The sequence below is a fragment of the Erysipelothrix sp. strain 2 (EsS2-6-Brazil) genome (genome assembly GCF_016617625.1).
Classification (GTDB): domain Bacteria; phylum Bacillota_I; class Bacilli_A; order Erysipelotrichales; family Erysipelotrichaceae; genus Erysipelothrix; species Erysipelothrix piscisicarius.
On the sequence record NZ_SBAR01000002.1, the window covers coordinates 203,907 to 223,271 of the forward strand.

Consider the following 19,365-nt stretch of genomic DNA (forward strand, 5'->3'; position numbering starts at 1 on the left):
CTACCCCTTTTCTAAGACCCCTTTAAGATAATGTCCAGTATAGCTGTCTTCGACTTGGCAAATGTCTTCAGGTGTACCACAAGCAACAAGTGTTCCACCTCCTTCACCGCCTTCTGGACCAAGGTCAATAACATAATCCGCATTTTTAATAACATCAAGGTTATGCTCAATCACAACTACGGTATCACCATTATCCACAATACGTTGTAATACTCCCGTTAGTTTTTCCACATCATAACTGTGTAAACCTGTTGTCGGTTCATCAAGAACAAACATCGTCTTCCCAGTAGAAGGTCTTTGAAGCTCACTCGCAAGTTTAACACGCTGTGCTTCACCTCCGGATAAAGTGGTTGCTGATTGACCCAGTTTAATATAACCCAGTCCGACATCCTGCAACGTTTCAAGTCCTTTTCGAATTTTCGAAATCGGTGCAAAGAATTCCGTCGCCTCATCGATACTCATATCAAGAATATCAAAAATTGTTTTTTCTTTATAATGAACTTGGAGTGTCTCATCGTTATAGCGCTTACCATCACATTCACTACATTTAACAAATACATCCGGTAAAAAGTGCATCGAAATCCGTTTGACTCCATCACCTTTACACATCTCACAACGGCCACCGGCAACATTAAAGGAGAATCTTCCTTTATCATAACCGCGCATTTTGGCCTCAGGTGTTTTCGCAAACAAGTCACGAATATCATCAAATACCCCTGTATAGGTTGCAGGGTTAGAACGTGGTGTACGTCCAATTGGATTTTGATCAATTGTAATTAATTTATCAATATTATCGAGACCTTTAATTTTTTTATGTTTACCAGGTTTTACACGTTGTTTTCCAAGCGCATGATAAACGGTTTTGCTTAAGACCTCATTAACAAGTGACGACTTACCACTACCACTTACACCTGTAACTGCGATAAATGTTCCAAGTGGAAACTTAACATTAATTCCTTTTAAGTTATTTTCTTCCGCACCCATAATTTCGATTTTCTTTTTATTGCCTTTACGGCGTTTTTGAGGTGTAGGAATTCTTCGTTTACCACTTAGATACTGACCGGTAATTGAATTTTCGTTTTTTAAAATCGATTCTAGGGGGCCATTCGCAATAACTTCTCCACCCAGTGCGCCCGCTCCCGGTCCGATATCCACGATCCAGTCCGCAGCTTCCATCGTCTCCTCATCATGTTCCACAACAATCAAGGTATTCCCTAGATCACGCATGTTCTTTAGCGTCTCAATAAGACGCGCATTATCACGTTGATGTAGACCAATTGAGGGTTCATCTAAAACATAGAGCACGCCCGTAAGGCGCGACCCAATCTGGGTGGCAAGACGAATTCGTTGAGATTCTCCACCTGAAAGACTTCCTGCAATACGGTCTAACGTTAAGTACTCTAGTCCTACATCCTTAAGGAATGTTAGACGTGAGACAATTTCTTTAATCACAAGTTCAGCAATATTTGCTTTCATCTCATCGAGTTCTAAATGATCCATAAAATGTAGTGCATCACCAATCGATTGTTCAGTAAATTGACTAATGTTTAATCCGCCTACGCGCACGCTTAAGGCTTCTTGATTCAGACGTGCACCATGGCACTCTGAACAGACAGCTTCACCCATAAACGAACCATACCATTCTCGCGATGATGAAGATGTCGTATCGCGATGACGTCGCTCAATTAAACTTACAACCCCTTCGATGGGTTCGTTACGGTGAAAACTATTTCCCGAACGCGATTCAATAACATATTTTACGGGCACAACACTTCCGTAGAGTAAAATATCCATTTGTTTTTTCGTTAATTTATTAATGGGTTTATCAATATCAACTTTCGCAAATTGAATGAGATGCTCAAATGTCTGCCACTCGATATTTTGTGAATTCACAATATTTTTATAGTATCGAATCCCACCTTCAGAAATCGACAAAGTCGGATCAGGAATTAAGAACTCAAGATCTACTGATTGCGTCATGCCTAAACCATTACAGTTGTGACATGCACCCATGGGTGAGTTGAAAGAAAAAAGACGTGGTTCGATGGATGCAATGCTGAATCCACACTCCGGGCACGCAAAATTACTTGAAAACACCATATTCTCCTCGCCATTTTTCACGAGTACAACTCCATTACTCAATTTTAAGGCAGTCTCTAATGAATCACTCAATCGATAACGGCTGTCTTCCTTCTTAACAATTCGGTCAATGACAACGTCGATATCATGACGATTATTCTTTTCAAGTGCGACGTCTTCATCCAACATAACTAAAGCACCATCAATGTACGCACGGACATAACCTTCTTTACGAAGATGATCCAGTAAATCGCGATGTTCTCCCTTTTGTGCTTTCACAACCGGCGCCAAGATTTCAAGACGTGTTTTATCTTCAAGCATCATAATGCGATCAACCATCTGTTTAATCGTCTGAGACGTAATTTCGATATTATGCGTAGGGCAATAAGGGATACCCACTCGAGCATACAAAAGACGCAAGTAATCATAAATCTCCGTTACTGTTCCAACAGTGGAACGAGGATTATTACTTGTTGTTTTTTGATCAATTGCAATCGATGGAGAAAGTCCTTCAATTAACTCAACATCCGGCTTTTCCATATTTCCTAAGAACTGACGTGCATACGAACTGAGTGACTCGACATAACGACGCTGTCCTTCAGCATAAATCGTATCAAACGCTAAACTCGTTTTACCAGACCCAGAAAGGCCCGTCATAATTACAAGTTTATCTCTTGGAATCTCAAGGCTAATATTTTTTAGATTATTCTCTTTTGCACCTTTAATGACAATTTTATTGTTTTCCATATCTCTCACCTACTGAACAAATTATAACATGTTTCTTAACTCCACAATACCGCTTTACTCACCGTTAATCTGATTTAAGACATAAGTTGAAACATCATGGTATTCATGACGATCATATACAAAAGTTCCATAATCTCCTACGCGATCAGCAACTACCGAGAAGATTGTAAGCATGGACTCCAACACAATGACACACTGCTCTTTTGAACTTAAGTTATACGTTGAAAGTAGCTTTTCCCACATACTCGAACTAATATATCGATCAAGATGTTTATAATTCTTCCCAACACTCAAGGAAAATTCTGTTTCAAATCCAACTTGCCACGTAATCATTTGAAGCAACATTCCGCGCATCAATGCAAGGTGGTCCATTGCGTAAATTGGCTCATGGCGCTTGATACCTTTAACGACATAAAAGGATAACCACAACATCTCATTAATACAGTCACGGTAACTTTGCTCACTTGGCTTACGAACCCAATAATCTTGATCACTTGCAGGAAGGACACCGGATATAATGGAATCCTTATCCAAAATGATGGATACTAGATGATCTTCCTGAAGATAATCTTCAAGATTCTCGATGGATACAAATGTGAAGTCGATACGAATCCCGTCTTCAAACTGAACCAAGTAATGATAATCTCGAGACTGTGTTTGCCCAAACAGCGTAAAATCATCGGGTCTTTGCATCATCAATATCTTTCCAAAAGGTTCCAACCATGATTGATGATTTTTATAATATTCGATGTCATCGACTATGTATGCAATATCATAATCTTGCATTGCATCTTTTTCGATATTTTTATTTACCCGTGAACCATTCATCGCAACAATTCGAATCTGTGGACTTGATTCCGCTTCTTCCAAAATTACAGTCATAATTTCAGTTTCAGTTCGCATAGCACGCCTCCTCTGGTAATAAATAATTACCATTTTTAAGAAACCCTATCACATTACTTCGTTCCAATATTTGATTTCAAACAAATCAACATTCTCTTCATTTAATTCTATTATCGCATGAGTGCACAAAAACTACAAAAAAAGACCAAGTTTCCTTGGTCTACAAGCTTGCTTTCATCTCCATAACAATATCACGAAGTTGAGCTGCTCTCTCAAAATCAAGAAGTGCCGCAGCTTCTCGCATTTCTTTCTCGAGTTTTTGGATAAGTTCATCCACAGCTTTTTTATCTTTACGTTTTCCTTTATTATTGCGGATACGATGTGTCAATTCAGCGGTTTCTTTTCCTGCAATTACATCACGAATTTCTTTTTTAATGGTTTTCGGAGTAATGCCATGTTTTTCGTTATACGCAATTTGGATATCGCGTCTTCGTCTCGTTTCATCAATTGTTTTTTTCATGGAATCCGTTATTTTATCTGCGTACATAATAACATGACCGTTTGAATTTCGAGCTGCACGCCCTACAATCTGAACAAGTGATCGATAGGATCTTAGGAATCCTTCTTTATCGGCATCAAGAATCGCAATAAGACTTACCTCGGGAAGGTCTAACCCTTCTCTTAAGAGGTTAATCCCAACAACGACATCGTATTTTCCTAAGCGTAAATCTCTTAATATTTCAATACGTTCCAAAGTCTTGGTTTCATGATGAAGGTATGCGACTTTAATACCCGTTTCAAGAAGATAATTCGTTAAATCTTGAGCCATCTTCACCGTAAGTGTCGTGATCAGGACACGCTCATCACGCTCGCGACGTTCGAGAATTTGGTCAATTAAATCATCCACCTGTCCCTGACTTTTTTTAATTTCAATTGTCGGATCTAGAAGTCCAGTTGGTCGAATAATTTGTTCAACAACCTCATGATTCACTTTTTCAAGTTCATAATCGCCAGGTGTCGCAGAAACATATATCGTTTGTTTTTGAACACTTGTGAATTCCTCAAATGTCATTGGACGGTTGTTCATGGCACTCGGCAAGCGGAATCCATATTCCACAAGTGTGCGTTTACGGGACTGATCACCGTTGTACATCCCTCGAACTTGCGGTAATGACACATGAGACTCATCCACAACAAATAAATAATCATCAGGGAAATAATCGAATAATGTATAAGGACGTTGATTTGGATCTCGACCATCAATATGCATGGAGTAGTTTTCAACACCCGAGCACATCCCAAATTCCCGTAATGCCTCAAGATCATATTCAGTCCGTTGTTTGAGGCGTTGGTATTCAACCAGTTTATTCTCAGATTCAAAATAAGCAAGACGTTCCTGTAACTCTGCTTCAATCCGGTCGGCTGCAGGACGAATTTGATCCATATCTCGAGCATACTGATTTGCCGGAAAGATATCGTAGACTAAATAACCTTCACGAACATTCCCGGTAATGCGATCGACTTCCACGATTCGATCAATTTCATCGCCAAAAAATTCAACGCGAACCACGATATCGTCACGATCACCGCGAACGACTTCAATCACATCACCACGAACCCTAAATGTTCCAACACTTTGTTCAATATCATTACGAATGTACTGACGCTTCACAAGATCACGCATCAAATCTTCCCGCGAAATTTCTTGTCCAACGCGCATTACGTAAAGCATTTCTTTATAGTAACTTGGATCCGCAGTTGCATAAATACTCGCCACGGATGCGACAATGATTGTGTCACGACGTTGTAATACCGAGTTTTGTGCAGCGTGTCGCAGCATATCCAATTCTTGATTAATCATTGAACTTTTTTCGATATAAGTATCTGAGCCGGGTAAGTAAGCTTCTGGCTGATAATAATCAAAGTTTGAAACGAAGTATTCAACCCGGTTATTTGGAAAAAATTCTTTGAACTCTGAATAAAGTTGCCCAGCAAGTGTCTTGTTATGTACAAAAACAAGGGTTGGTCTGTTTAACTTCGCAATAACTTGACTTACTGTAAAGGTTTTCCCCGTTCCAGTTGCCCCTAAAAGAACTTGTTCTTTTTTACCTTCTAAAATTCCATCTGTAAGTGCACCAATTGCTTTAATTTGGTCCCCTTTCGGTTCGAATTTGGAAACAAGTTCAAATTTATGTTCCTCTTTATTTGCCATTTTTCACAACCTCAATTGCTTTTTGTAACTGGACATCTCGAGCATTACGGTTACTTGACCACTCTGAAACAACCGAACTGTACAACTGCTCTTGAACGCTATGATCAATCGTATCATTTATCGTTAGATTAAGATTGGCTTTATATTTCATTAAGGCTTCTGATGTTTGGATATCATAATAGCCATCCGTACGGCCATTGTGGTATCCTAAAAATTTGAGCGCATTTTGAGTATACACAACCGCTTCATGCACTGCATCAACGTGTATTTCCTTAGAATCGTCTAACACGACAAAATTGGTATAGAAAATTGCCGGTAACTTCACTTCCACATCCGGTTTAATACCCGTACCGTGAATATTATTTCCTTTTGGTGAATTCCACTTCGCAATTGTTACTTTTAAAGCACTCTTATCAGGATATTCATGTTGTGTTTGAACTGTCCCTTTTCCATATGAATTAACCCCAACAACTTGAACGCCACGATTTTCTTGGAGTGCTAGTGTCAGTACTTCCGAAGCACTTGCAGATTTTTCGTTAATAAGTACTGCAATATTTTTGAATGGGTACTGATTTTTCTCACTATCTGTCACTTTATACACCTTCTCAGAATGGTTCATAAAGTCTTCTTTATAGACAATTTCATCATTATCAAAGAAAATTCGTGCAATGTCCTCGATAGCTTGCAAGTATCCGCCGCCATTATCGCGTAAATCAATTACGAGTTTATCGATGCCTTGCTCCAGAAATTCATCTAGATAAAGCTTCGTTGCATCCGCAAGATTTTTACCAAATGAGGATATTTCGATATAACCCACGCCATCACGAATCTCGCCCCAAACCAGTGCGTTAATCTTTCCACGTTTAATATCAAACTCGATCGGTTTTTGATCACGTAAGACTTCAACTTTAACTGAAGTGCCTTCCTTTCCCATGATTAATTCTTGAATTTTTTCACGATCTACGGTTTTAATTTCAACACCATCAACTTTAGAAAGGACATCACCCGCTAAAAGGCCAGCACCTTCCGCTGGGGATCCCTTAAATACACGAGTAATGATATTCGCACCATTTCCTGCGTAATATTGGACACCAATACCATCAAAATTCATGTTTATCGACTCATTTAAATTATTCATTTCTTCTTGAGTCATGTACGAAGTATGTTGATCTCCGTTTTTTTCAAGCATCCCTTTTATCGCATTATCAATCATTTCTGATTCCGGATGATCCATATCCGTTTTAAAATACCAACTTGCAAGCAAATCACGGTAAACACGATCAAAACGCTCTACGCCAGCATGTGCCTCTGTTGGCCCTCCCGCAAAGCTTGAAATTTTATTAAATTGAGTACCAAGTAAAAATGCAACAATAATCACGATTACGATTTTAAAAGCCTTGCGTCGTTTCTGTTGGTCTTTTGCTATTTCATCAGGCCATCGATGACGTTCGAGTTTTATACTTACTTTTTTATTTTTATCTTTCAATGAAATCACCTCAATATGGTTATAGTTTACCATAGACTCAGCCTTAAGCGTTAACATAGACTATGGTAAAAGTAATCTAATATAATCCTAGCATAAGGGAATAAGAATTCAATGTTATAATATTAATAATCACAAATAAATCACGGAGGACACATTATGAAACGAATTGCAGTTTTTTGTGGATCAAAAATGCCAGAATTGCCGATTTATCGCGATGAAGCGATACGACTTGCCACGTATTTTTCACATCATGATATTCAATTAATTTATGGTGGCGCAAAAGTAGGGATTATGGGGCTTCTTGCGGATACGATGTTGCAAGAAGGCGGATATGTTATTGGTGTAATGCCAAAGGTTCTTGCGGATAAGGAAATCCTCCATGAAGGACTCTCCGAATCCATACTTGTGAAGGATATGCATGAACGAAAAGCACTGATGATGGATATGGCAGATGGGTTTATTGCTTTTCCCGGTGGATGTGGAACGATGGAAGAAATTTTTGAAGTCATTACATGGAATCAGATTGGAATTCATAACAAGCCTTACGGTTTCTTAAATATTAACCATTACTATGATGGGATTCAAACATATTTGGATACAGCAGCAAATGTCGGATTCTCATCACATGAACAGATTGATTGCATTATTTTTGAATCGAATTTTGATGCGTTTATCCGTCAAATGGAAGCGAAACTGATGGATTCATAATTTGGATTTGAGCAGAAAAAAAACTGAGTCTATTGAGCTCAGTTTTTTTAGTAGAGTCCAAGCGTTGATTGCGGATGTAATCGACATGGAACACCATAGCCTTGATCACAACGTCGACCACCACTGCTTGCAGATCCTGTCCCAAAGTTCATAGTACTATTCTCAGCCCATAAACTCCAAGCATCATAGATTGATCCACCACCCATGTTAATAGTTTCAACATGTAAGTGAGGTCCGGTTGATGCACCGGTATTACCCGTGAGTCCAAGTACTGAACCTGGATGAACAATTTGTCCTTCCGAAACATAAACAGCACTTAAATGGGCAAACAGAATACCATAATTTTGTCCGTTTACGTGCACAAGGTATGAAATATAGTTTCCATAACCTCCACCACAAGCCCAGTTTCCTTCAGAACATCCGGAATTCGTTGCAACAACCATTCCAGTTCCTACTGAACGTGCATTGTTTCCATAATAGACTTCAAGATCCACACCCATATGAGGTGAGCCCCAGTCATACGCCCAAACACTGTTTCCTACTCGGTATACTCCTGGATCGAGAGGCAGTGAAAATCCACTTGTTGATCCACCACCCGTAGAGCCTCCTCCAGTTGATCCACCACCGGTAGATCCCCCTTCGCTTGATTCTCCACCTGTAGAACCATTTTCTTGAGATTCTCCTGATGACTCACCACCGGTAGAGCCACCATTTGATCCTTGCGAACCTGAATTATTATTTTGTTCTTGGGCAAGTTCATGAGCAAGTTGTTCTGCTAACGCTTTAATCTGAGTTTCATGCCCTGCATTAACATACTTAATTTCATCAAGTTCATCTTGTAATTCTGCTTCTTGTTTTTGAAGTTCTTTCACAATTTCCTCGACATGTTTCTCGTAGATCTTTGCAGTCTCTTTTTGAAGTTCGATGTCCTCTTTGTGAAGTTTAATTTCTTCACGCTCAACTTCTTGAAGTTTCTTATCTGCTTCAAGTTCGAGTTTGATTTTATAGATTGAACGTACAAGTTCTTCATTATAGCGTTTAATGGAACTCAATACTTCAAACCGTCGCACAATTTGAGAAAAATCTTCGCCCGTCATCATCATAAATTCAAAATAACCATTTACGCGTGTAGCAGATTGCGCATTTAACATATAGGATTTAACCTTTACGTCTGTCTCTTCAATCTTAGCTTGTCGTTCATCAATCGATTTTTGAAGCTGAACAATCTGTGCTTCAGAAACGCGAATCTCACCTTCGATTTCTTTTATTTTTGAATCTAAACTTGCGATTTGTTCTTTATATCCGCTTAAGTTTTTCATTTCTTCTGTTAAGTTTGCCTTAATATCTTTCTGAGATCCTTCAAGCGCGCTCAATTTTTTCTTATTTTCTTCAATTTGTGCGCGTCTTTCTTCTTGTTCTTTTGTTGTGTCTGAGGACGCAGCAAATACAGTTGTACTGATTGCAGGTGTTAACGTTCCACCAAGCACAAACAACGCAAGAAATATACACAGTCCATTTTTGATTATTTTTTTCATACAATCACTCCTATTTCGTAATAGTACAGAACTATGAACAAATCATAGACGAGTAGGATACTAGGCAAAGAAAGTACAAACGGAGATTTGTACTTTTTTCTATAATTAAATTCCTAATGTTTGTCGCGGATAAAGGCGACATGGAACACCGTAACCTTGATCACAACGTCGGCCCCCGTAAGAAGCCGGACCTGTTCCAAATTGAGGATCACCATTCCATCGATTCCAAGCATCTAAAATGGTCCCAGGTCCCATATCAATTGTTTCAACATGAAGATGTGGTCCGGTTGAAGATCCGGTATTTCCTGAAAGTCCAATTTGACTACCAGCAGATACTACTTGATTTTTTGAAACCGATACAGCGGATAGATGGGCAACAAGAATTCCATAGTTATGTCCCCCTACATTTACAATATATGAAATGTAGTTTCCATAACCTCCACCGCAACTCCAATTGCCTGGATAACAGCCTGAATTGGTTGAAACAATAAGTCCATTACCAACCGCAAATACCGGAGTTCCTTGACTTACACCTAAATCGACACCAGCATGAGCGCTTCCACCATATTCTTCTGGATAATGCCAAACATCGGCAGTGACGCTAAAGGTTCCTGATGGGAGTGGTAATGTAAAACCATTGCCACCTGTTCCAGGTGTTGAGGGAAACTGAAGTTCTTTAATACGTTCTTCATCCGCTTTGTTTTTGTCATTAATGCTCGCAATTTGCTCTTGGGCTTCTTTTTCTTTTTGATGAAGCTCTGTAATGACGGCGCGAACACGTTCCTCAAGAAGTTTTGCTTCTTCCTTTTGAAGTTCCGAAGCTTCTTTACGTAAAACAATCGCTTGTTTTTCTTCTTCTTGTTTTGCTTTATCTGCTTCCAATTCTGTTTTAATTTCATTCATTTCACGGATTAGATCTTCGTTATAACGTTTAATGGCGCCCATACCTTCAAGACGACGAACCATCTCAGCGAAATCTTCAGCACCCATTACAAACTCGAAATAACCGTTAACACGAGAAGATGATTGGGCATTGACCATATAGCCCTTAACCTTCTCTTCCGTTTCTTTAATCTTTTTCGCTCTCTCATCGATACTTGTTTGAAGGCGTTTGATCTCTTCTTCCGAAGTTGCGATCGCTGTCTTCATCGACTCAATTTCTGCTTCAAGATTTTTGATTTGTTGGCGATAATCATCCAACTTAGCGACTTCTTCAGAAAGTTGTTCTTTAATATTAGCCTGTTTCGCCTTTTGCGCCTCGAGCTCTTTCTCACGTTCAGCAATTGAATTTTGAAGTGATTTAATATCCTCAGCGTAGATTGGCACCGTAACAAACACGGGTGCCAGCACGCCAGCAAGCATTAATACTACTACTAATATGATTATAACATTTCTGAAAAATTTTTTCATCGTGACCACCTTAAGAATTTACCCACTGAGAAGAGACTTCCCAATGCTCCTACAACGATTCCAATTAATGCTAGAATCCCTGAGATTTGTAGTGATAATGGATAAACTGCAACCAATTTAAACATTTGCGATATTAATATACCGCCCGTTGCTTGATATAAGTATTGATATCCAAATATCGATATAACAATAGGAATTACTGCTCCGAGTAATCCAATTATCATCCCCTCGATGATAAACGGCCAACGGATGTACCAATTGGTTGCACCCACCGTTCGCATAATACTAATTTCACGACGACGTGAATGAATTGAAACACGTATCGTATTCGATATTAAAAATACAGCAATCACAGCAAGTGTGATTACAATAATAAACCCGATATTTCGAACTTGTTCAAGCATACCAAGGAAATCAGTTGTTCCGCTTCCTCCGTAACTTGTTTTATAAACACCTTCGATTTTCGCAATTTTATTTGATAAGTCTTTAATTTCATCCCCCGATTTGGCATTGATTAAAAACGCGTTCAACATCGGATTGTTTTCTCCACGATAACCACCGTAAAGACTTTCGGCATCTTCTGAGTCATTGGCTCGAATAAATGCATCAAGCTCGTTTTCTTTGGATGAAAACTTAACATCTAAAACTTCTGGTAATTGTTCAATTTGTTTTTGAATTTCATTAATCTGTGATTTTTCCTCATAGTCATTCGAAATCTGAGCATGGATCTGAACACTTTGTTCCATTGATTTCGTAATTGTGCTAATGTTTACACTTAAAAATAGAAAGATTGACATTAGTAAGAGGGTCACAGTAACCGATGAAATACTTGATAGTGATAATGCAAAGTGTCGTGTAACACCTGTAAAACCATCTTTGATATGACGCCAGACTCTACCCATGGTTGATATATCCTCCCGCAGTCAAATCTGCCACCAAGTGGCCTTCATCTAAAGCAATTGTACGTTTTTTGTTTTTATTAACAATTTCAACATCGTGTGTGACCATTACGACTGTTGTTGCTTCTTCTTCATTAATGCGTTCCAATAAATGAATAATCTCCGTTGATTTATCGGGATCAAGATTCCCTGTTGGTTCATCACAAATAAGAACTTTGGGTCTATTTGCAATCGCGCGTCCAATTGCAACACGTTGTTGTTGTCCCCCTGATAATTCATTCGGATAAGCATTTGCCTTTTCAGTTAAATCCACAAGTCTTAAAACTTCGCGTACACGCTTGCGTAATTCAACGCGTGGTGTATTAACAACTTCAAGTGCAAAAGCAATATTCTCAAATACTGTTTTACGTTCTAATAATTTAAAGTCCTGAAATACTACTCCAATGTGACGTCGATAGAGCGGCACTTTTGAATGTTTTAATTTACCTACATTAAATTTCCCAACTTTAACGGTTCCTTTAGTAGGTATTTCTTCACCATTTAAGAGACGAATCATCGTAGATTTTCCTGAACCTGTCGGTCCAATGATATAAACAAATTCGCCTTGTTCAATTCCAAGATTAATATTATAGAGCGCGTTAACACCGTTTTTATACTGTTTTGATACATTTTCGAAATATAACATCGATCAACTCACTCCTTTTATCATGTGTTATTATATCACACCGTTTATGTCCATAATGTGAAAAAGTATGGTAGGCTATGTGATTGATGCCTTCATAAAGCCCTTCCCATGAACCTCCGTAGCATCTGATACAATCAAAAATGCATTTGGATCAACCTCTTTAACAAGACGCTCCAGCTCGACATATTGGTCTTTCATTAATACCGTTAAAATAATTTCACGTGATTCATTCGTATATCCACCAGTTGCCGGAATGCGCGTTGATCCTCGATCAATCATAGTATGAATACGATTTAAAACTTCATTTACTTCATCGGTTATAATAAATACTTGTTTTGCTTGCTCTCCTGAAATCATCTGAATCTTATCAATCGCTACCGCTGAAGTAAAAATTGATAAAAACCCAATCAGGACATTGTTCAATCCATAACTCTTTAGGCCTAGTAGTACTGTAACAGTATCGATAAGTGCAATCCATACAGAGACCTTAATCCCAGTATACTTTGATAGAATTAAGGGTGGAATATCCATACCACCAGTACTTGCACCAGTCCTAAATGTTAATCCCAATCCAATTCCCATTAATGCGCCTCCAAAAATCGATGCTAGTATTGGCTCAACGACAGGTGCGTATCCGACTGTTGATAGAAGGTTAATTAACAAAGGGGATAATATTGTGCTCGCTAGCGTTTTAATTGCAAATCGTTTACCTAAGAAAACCAACCCTAATAGAAACGATGATGCATAAATAATATTAATCATCAATTCTTTTTCAATCCCTATAAATGGGTAGAGCGCAACGGATACACCCGATACGCCCCCAGAAAGAATATTATTGGGTAGTATAAAAAATGTTACAGCTACCGCAAGTACAAAGTTTCCTAGAAGTAAAAATAGCAAGTCGCTTAAATGTTCTTTTATACGATCCATTCTATACTCCTACATTCATTTTTAAAAATGCTTCAATAAAATCATCAATATCACCATCTAATACATCACCATATTGGCTCGTCTCAAATTTTGTACGATGATCTTTCACCATTGTGTATGGATGAGCGACATAAGATCGAATTTGTGATCCCCATTCAATAAGCTTATGCTCACCCTTTATGGCTGCAAGTTGAGCCTGTTTTTCTTCGATTTCTCTTTGATACAATTTACTCTTAAGCATCATTAAGGCTTCTTCTCTATTTTGAAGTTGACTTCTTCCCGCTTGACATGTCACAACGATACCCGTTTTCTTGTGCGTTATCCGCACTGCTGAATCCGTTTTATTAACATGTTGTCCTCCAGCGCCTGTTGCACGCATGGTATCAACATCAATGTCTTCTGGTAAAATTGTAATTTCAATACTATCATCAAACTCGGGTGCGACATCAACGGAAGCAAATGATGTGTGACGGCGACCTGATGAATCAAAAGGACTAATTCTAACAAGACGGTGCACACCCTTTTCAGCTTTAAGATAACCATATGCAAACATTCCCGAGACGGAAAAAGATACGGACTTTAGCCCTGCTTCATCGCCATCAAGATAGTTAAGAACACTAATCTTAAATCCGTGATCTTGCGCCCAGCGTGTGTACATACGGTACAACATTTCTGCGAAATCTTGACTTTCTGTCCCACCGGCACCCGGATGGATTTCCACAATTGCATTTTTTTGGTCGTAGTCATGACTTAGAAGTACAAGTACCGAGAAAGATTCCATTTCTTTTTGAATTTCTTTAACTTCTGCTTCAAGTGAGGTTTGAAACTCCTCATCCGACTCTTCTTTTAGTAAAAGAATGCTATCGGAGCATGACATCAATCGTTCGAGTAAATCGTGATGTGTTTCAACGACTTTTTTTAATTGATTCAGCTTTTGAATATGTTGAGAACTGTGACGATGATCATCCCAAAAACCGTCCTCAACCATTTCTGATTCAAGTTCTTTGATTTTAGCTTCTTTTTGAGCTAAGTCAAAGTGAATCACCAAGTGCTTTCAAATCAGATGTTGTTGAATCAACAATCTGTGCTATTTCAAATAATTCCATCGTATCACCCTATCTATTGTCTGTACTCTATTTTTACGTTTACACAGAACATTACAATGTCTTGTGCAATTTGTCCTAGCATTTCTTCAAACATTTCAAATCCTTCAGTCACATAAGCCTGGAGCGGTTTATCCTGTGCATAAGAGCGCAAATGAATCCCTTCTCTCAACTTACTCATAGCATCGATATGATCAACCCATGATCGATCAATCATGTTAAGAACAACTTCTTTTTCAACACGAGTAAATTGATCTTGAACATCAGAAATTTTGGTTTCGTATTTTTCCCATGCAGCATCCGTGATGATTGTTTGAATATCTTCTTGTGATGCTTTATCCAACGATGTTAGATCGAATGTGTCATCGATCAAACCAAGTTTGTCTAATGCTTCTACAAGTCCTTCCTTGTCAATTGAAAGATCTCTTGACTCTGTATTTGTATACGATGCGATGGTATCTGATACAACACGTTTATACATTTCTTTAATTATTCCATGAACATCTTCGTTTTCTAAAACGTAATCGCGTTGTTCATAAATGATTTCACGTTGTTGACGTAGTACATCATCATAATCAAGCAGTGTCTTACGAATGTCAAAGTTGACCCCTTCAACACGTCGTTGTGCAGCACTAATTTGTTTTGTAATTACTTTGTTTTCAATTGCTACATCTCCCAATTGACTATAAACATTTTCAAAACGCTCACTACCGTGACGCAGCATTAAATCATCTTCAAATGAAACGAAGAAACGGGACATCCCTGGATCCCCTTGACGACCTGAACGACCGCGTAATTGGTTATCAATACGACGTGATTCATGACGCTCACTACCTAAAACTGCAAGACCACCTAACGCTCTTGATTCTTCATCAAGTTTAATATCGGTACCACGACCAGCCATGTTGGTTGCAATTGTTACAGAACCTTTACGCCCTGCTTTTTCAATAATTTGTGCTTCACGAGCATGATTTTTCGCATTTAAAACTTCATGTTTAATCTTACGTTGTTTCATCATCATACTTAAGTATTCAGATGTTTCAACAGCAACAGTACCCACAAGCACGGGTTGTCCTTTTTCATTAAGCTCACGTACGGTTTCAATAAGGGCTTCAAATTTCGCCTTGCGTGTACCGTATACAAGATCTGGTAGATCTTGACGTGCAATCGGACGGTTTGTCGGAACTTCTAAAACACGCATGTTATAAATTTCGAGGAATTCTTCCTCTTCCGTTTTCGCAGTTCCGGTCATCCCTGAAAGTTTATTATAAAGTCTGAAGAAATTTTGATACGTTACGGTTGCTAACGTTACCGTTTCTTGTTTAATTGTTACGCCTTCTTTTGCGCACAGTGCTTGGTGAAGTCCATCAGAATACTCACGTCCTTCCATCAAACGTCCTGTAAACTGATCCACAATCACCACTTCATTATCTTGAACAACATATTCAATGTCATTAAGCATAATGTAATTTGCTTTTAATGCATTATTGATATGGTGCACCAACGATGTATTATCAAGATCATAGAGGTTATCTACTTTAAAAGTGCGTTCTGCCTTTTCAACACCCGCTTCAGTAAGTTGGACTGTTTTTGACTTAACATCAATTACGTAGTCTGCACCTTCGCTTAGTTTTTTCGCAAATTTATCTGAAGATTCATACAACTTCGCACCATCACGTGCACCACCTGAAATAATTAAGGGTGTTCGTGATTCATCAATGAGAATCGAGTCAACCTCATCAACAAGCGCATAGTTTAAAGGACGTAAAACACGTTGTTCGACCTTTGTCACCATATTGTCTCGAAGATAGTCGAAACCAACTTCTGAGTTTGTCGTATATGTAATATCACATTCATATACCTCGCGTTTACCTGAAGGTGATAAAGCGCGCACGTTTATACCGACTGTAAGTCCTAAGAATCGGTGAATCTCACCCATCCATTCCGCATCACGTTGAGCAAGATACTCATTAACCGTAATAACATGAACCCCTTTACCCTCTAACGCATTAAGGTAAGCAGGCATAATTGCAGTTAATGTTTTCCCTTCTCCGGTCTTCATTTCCGCGATATCACCGCGGTGAAGAATTATAGCCCCCATGAGCTGAACAACATATGGAAATTCGCCAATAACGCGATATGCAGCCTCACGTGCAACAGCATAAGCTTCCACAAGAAGATCATCTAAAGTTTCCCCTTGCGCAATACGGTTTTTAAATTCATTAGTTTTTTCTTTTAATGCTTCATCAGATAGAGCTCGCGTCTCATCTGCCAATGCATCAATTTCATTTGCAATTTTTTCAATTTCATTTAAAATCTTACGATCGCCACTAAAAAGATTACTTAAAAATCCAGCCATAATTCAAGCCTCCATTCCTTGATATTGTAACACATAACGATTTCAGAATACATAACTAAAAAAGTTGGCATGACCAACTTTTTTACTCTAGATTCTCACAATATTATGTGCTTGCAAACCGCGATCGGATTCCACAAGTTCAAATTCAACTTCAGTACCCTCTTCAATGGTTTTAAATCCTTCCATAATCAGATGTGTGTAATGGAAAAATATGTCTTGGCCATCTTCTGCCGTGATAAATCCGAATCCTTTGTTTTTGTTGAATGTTTTAACTTTCCCCTTCATTGTACAGACCCTTTCTAAGCATATTTATATACTTTTAAATTCAATAAAATTATACGATAGAGGTACTTAAAAGGCAAGTGAAATCGCTTACTTACGGTTTGGTAACGTCCCCGCGAGGCAGAGTGCCTCAATCTGATTGACATAGGGACTGAGTTGACCTGCAATTGTTTCTAAAGTATTTCCAGTTGTTACAATGTCATCAATGATTAAAATTTTCTTTGTCTTTGTGTGTAGGACTTTTTCGAGTTGAATATGATTTCTGATCAAGCACCGCTGTTGCGCATTACATTGAGCTTGCTTTATGGGTGCCGTGTTGATGAGGTTGATTCCACTGCACTTGAGTCCGATATTTTCAACTAAATTTTCTAAATGATTTTTCTTACTACTTTTAGTTGTATTTTGGTGCGATGGCGCAATAACATAATGGTACCCTACATAATGAAGTCGAATCCAAAGTCGATGATATTCAAACAAATATCGTTTCAGATAATCATCATTATGAACTTTGTATCTTAGGATAAGGTTTCGAATAAAATCTCGATACTCAAACAATACACACGTTTTGACGGAAAGGTCTTCGCGGTAAAATTTCTTGATTCGTAGCTGGGCACAACAGCATGAACATAACAAATGCTGCCTTGGATGCATAACCGAATCAATGAATGGTTTCATTCCAATGCTCTTAAAGCAAATATCGCATGCTTGTTCGCACTGTCGATGATCTGTTTTGCCCTTTGTAAGGACGGTGTCAATTCGAGAAAAAAACACATACATACTCCTTTTTTTGGATTCAAACCACGTTCTACGCGTCCAGCAATTTGTACTAATGATGAAGTATTAAAAATTGGGTGATCTGCATAAAGTACAAATACATCACATTTTTTAAACGTTACACCGCGTTCGAGTACCGTTGTGCAAACGAGTACCCCTCCACATTCTCTAAAATGCTCCAAGACCACGTCACGATTTGTGGTCTGTGATGTAATCGAAGGCACACGTAATAATAACGATAGCACCTGCGCCAGCTTACGTGTTGGTACAAATATGAGCAAACTCTCTTTTTTGTTTTTTCGATACTCAATTAACATTCGTAGTATTGGAAAGAACGATTGAATATAAATTGGGACCGGTAAAAGTTTCCCACTGGGACGCAATGATGCATATAGATGTTTTACCTGCTTGGACTCGCATAAGGATTCAAGGTATGCATTACATGTTGCACTAAGATAGACAATACGTCCTTTACAAGCGTTCAAAACAAATTTAAGCAACAACGCATCATTTGCAAATGGGAAGGCATCCGGCTCATCTAAAATTAACAGATCAAATTGATGATCGTATCGATAAAGTTGATGCGTCGTACAAATAATAAGCGGTGCAATAACATCATCCGTTTTCCCACCACATACACATGCGACTTTGACAGTTTTAAAATACAATTGAAATCGTTCATACAACTCAAGCACAATTGCTCTGCGAGGAACTGCCCAACAAACACATTTCCCCTCTCTCAGTAATTGTTCAATAAGGGGGACACAGATTTCTGTTTTCCCAGCACCACAAACCGCTTCTAAAAATACATCTTCCGTCTTAACCAATTCACACAAACGATTCGCAATATCGTTTTGATATGCTGTCAATTTAAAAGGAAGTGTACATATCGCATCATTGTTGGTTACAGACTCCTGCTGACATGACTCCAAATCCACGAGATATTGACTGTAATAAAGACATCTTCGGCATTTATCATTTTGAACGATGTAGCCACAACGGTCACAAATCATTTAAATCACCCAATAATAAGTATGGTGCGCGCTTAAATAAACCTAAAAAAAAACCACTCTAAGATGGAGTTGTCAAACAAAAGTAGACATTAATAAAAAACTAGAAACCCTTATCCATTTTATATTGGATAGGGGTTTTGTAATTTAAACAGTAAGCAGGTCTTTTAAAATTAAAATAATGTACATATTCTTCGATAAAATTTTCAAAGTTATCTACGGACCAGTATTGATAATCACACGCCATTTCTGCTTTAATCCATCCATTTAATGATTCGATAATTGGATTATCTGTAGGTGTTC

At 38.4% G+C, this 19,365-nt stretch carries 16 protein-coding genes; 1 reads left to right on the plus strand and 15 read right to left on the minus strand.

Annotated elements, in window-relative coordinates; translation table 11 throughout:
- From uvrA to EPJ89_RS02650, 4 genes are all read right to left on the minus strand, one after another.
- The gene (uvrA, locus tag EPJ89_RS02635) at window positions 1-2,826 is read right to left on the minus strand and encodes an excinuclease ABC subunit UvrA (RefSeq protein ID WP_161636783.1); all 2,826 of its coding nucleotides are present in this window, start codon (window positions 2,824-2,826) and stop codon (window positions 1-3) included.
- 54 nt (window positions 2,827-2,880) lie between these two features.
- Window positions 2,881-3,729, minus strand: a complete 849-nt coding sequence (locus EPJ89_RS02640) for an aminoglycoside 6-adenylyltransferase (protein ID WP_125164013.1) — start codon at window positions 3,727-3,729, stop codon at window positions 2,881-2,883.
- 160 nt (window positions 3,730-3,889) lie between these two features.
- Entirely contained in the window at window positions 3,890-5,881 is a 1,992-nt protein-coding gene (gene uvrB, locus EPJ89_RS02645; RefSeq protein WP_200548932.1) for an excinuclease ABC subunit UvrB, read from the minus strand.
- Window positions 5,871-7,400 carry a S41 family peptidase gene (locus EPJ89_RS02650; protein WP_244660793.1) on the minus strand — a complete coding sequence of 510 codons (1,530 nt, stop codon included), beginning with the start codon at window positions 7,398-7,400 and terminating at the stop codon, window positions 5,871-5,873. The genes uvrB and EPJ89_RS02650 overlap by 11 nt, the downstream gene beginning before the upstream one ends.
- A gap of 123 nt (window positions 7,401-7,523) precedes the next feature.
- Between EPJ89_RS02650 and EPJ89_RS02655 the strand changes: the two genes are divergently transcribed.
- Entirely contained in the window at window positions 7,524-8,075 is a 552-nt protein-coding gene (locus tag EPJ89_RS02655) for a TIGR00730 family Rossman fold protein (protein ID WP_161636786.1), read from the plus strand.
- Between the two features lie 47 nt (window positions 8,076-8,122).
- On the opposite strand, the gene EPJ89_RS02660 is transcribed toward EPJ89_RS02655, so the two are convergent.
- The 11 genes from EPJ89_RS02660 to EPJ89_RS02710 form a co-directional block, all read right to left on the minus strand.
- A complete protein-coding gene (locus tag EPJ89_RS02660) occupies window positions 8,123-9,610 on the minus strand; it encodes a murein hydrolase activator EnvC family protein (RefSeq protein WP_200548933.1) in 1,488 nt (495 codons plus the stop codon).
- Between the two features lie 105 nt (window positions 9,611-9,715).
- A complete protein-coding gene (locus tag EPJ89_RS02665) occupies window positions 9,716-11,020 on the minus strand; it encodes a murein hydrolase activator EnvC family protein (protein WP_200548934.1) in 1,305 nt (434 codons plus the stop codon).
- Window positions 11,017-11,922: a permease-like cell division protein FtsX gene (gene ftsX, locus EPJ89_RS02670; RefSeq protein WP_161636789.1), complete on the minus strand. Its 906-nt coding sequence runs from the start codon at window positions 11,920-11,922 to the stop codon at window positions 11,017-11,019. Before ftsX ends, EPJ89_RS02665 begins: the two co-directional genes overlap by 4 nt.
- Window positions 11,915-12,604, minus strand: a complete 690-nt coding sequence (ftsE, locus tag EPJ89_RS02675) for a cell division ATP-binding protein FtsE (protein ID WP_125164008.1) — start codon at window positions 12,602-12,604, stop codon at window positions 11,915-11,917. The genes ftsX and ftsE overlap by 8 nt, the downstream gene beginning before the upstream one ends.
- A 75-nt stretch (window positions 12,605-12,679) precedes the next feature.
- The gene (locus EPJ89_RS02680) at window positions 12,680-13,534 is read right to left on the minus strand and encodes a YitT family protein (protein WP_161636790.1); all 855 of its coding nucleotides are present in this window, start codon (window positions 13,532-13,534) and stop codon (window positions 12,680-12,682) included.
- 1 nt (window position 13,535) lies between these two features.
- Window positions 13,536-14,640 (minus strand): peptide chain release factor 2 gene (prfB, locus tag EPJ89_RS02685; protein ID WP_161636791.1). Its coding sequence is split into 2 segments (ribosomal slippage): window positions 13,536-14,567 and window positions 14,569-14,640, totalling 1,104 coding nucleotides; the frame shifts between segments, so codons are not numbered across the junction.
- A gap of 13 nt (window positions 14,641-14,653) precedes the next feature.
- Window positions 14,654-16,996 carry a preprotein translocase subunit SecA gene (gene secA / locus EPJ89_RS02690; protein ID WP_161636792.1) on the minus strand — a complete coding sequence of 781 codons (2,343 nt, stop codon included), beginning with the start codon at window positions 16,994-16,996 and terminating at the stop codon, window positions 14,654-14,656.
- Window positions 16,997-17,083: 87 nt separating this feature from the next.
- Entirely contained in the window at window positions 17,084-17,281 is a 198-nt protein-coding gene (locus EPJ89_RS02695) for a cold-shock protein (RefSeq protein ID WP_018580254.1), read from the minus strand.
- Window positions 17,282-17,368: 87 nt separating this feature from the next.
- Window positions 17,369-17,953 (minus strand): ComF family protein, encoded by a 585-nt coding sequence (locus tag EPJ89_RS02700; protein WP_244660794.1) that lies wholly within the window; start codon window positions 17,951-17,953, stop codon window positions 17,369-17,371.
- Window positions 17,950-19,065, minus strand: a complete 1,116-nt coding sequence (locus tag EPJ89_RS02705) for a DEAD/DEAH box helicase (RefSeq protein ID WP_200548936.1) — start codon at window positions 19,063-19,065, stop codon at window positions 17,950-17,952. The genes EPJ89_RS02700 and EPJ89_RS02705 overlap by 4 nt, the downstream gene beginning before the upstream one ends.
- Before the next feature lie 100 nt (window positions 19,066-19,165).
- Window positions 19,166-19,365: IS3 family transposase (locus tag EPJ89_RS02710; RefSeq protein ID WP_200548937.1), on the minus strand; the 200-nt coding region annotated here is incomplete at its 5' end.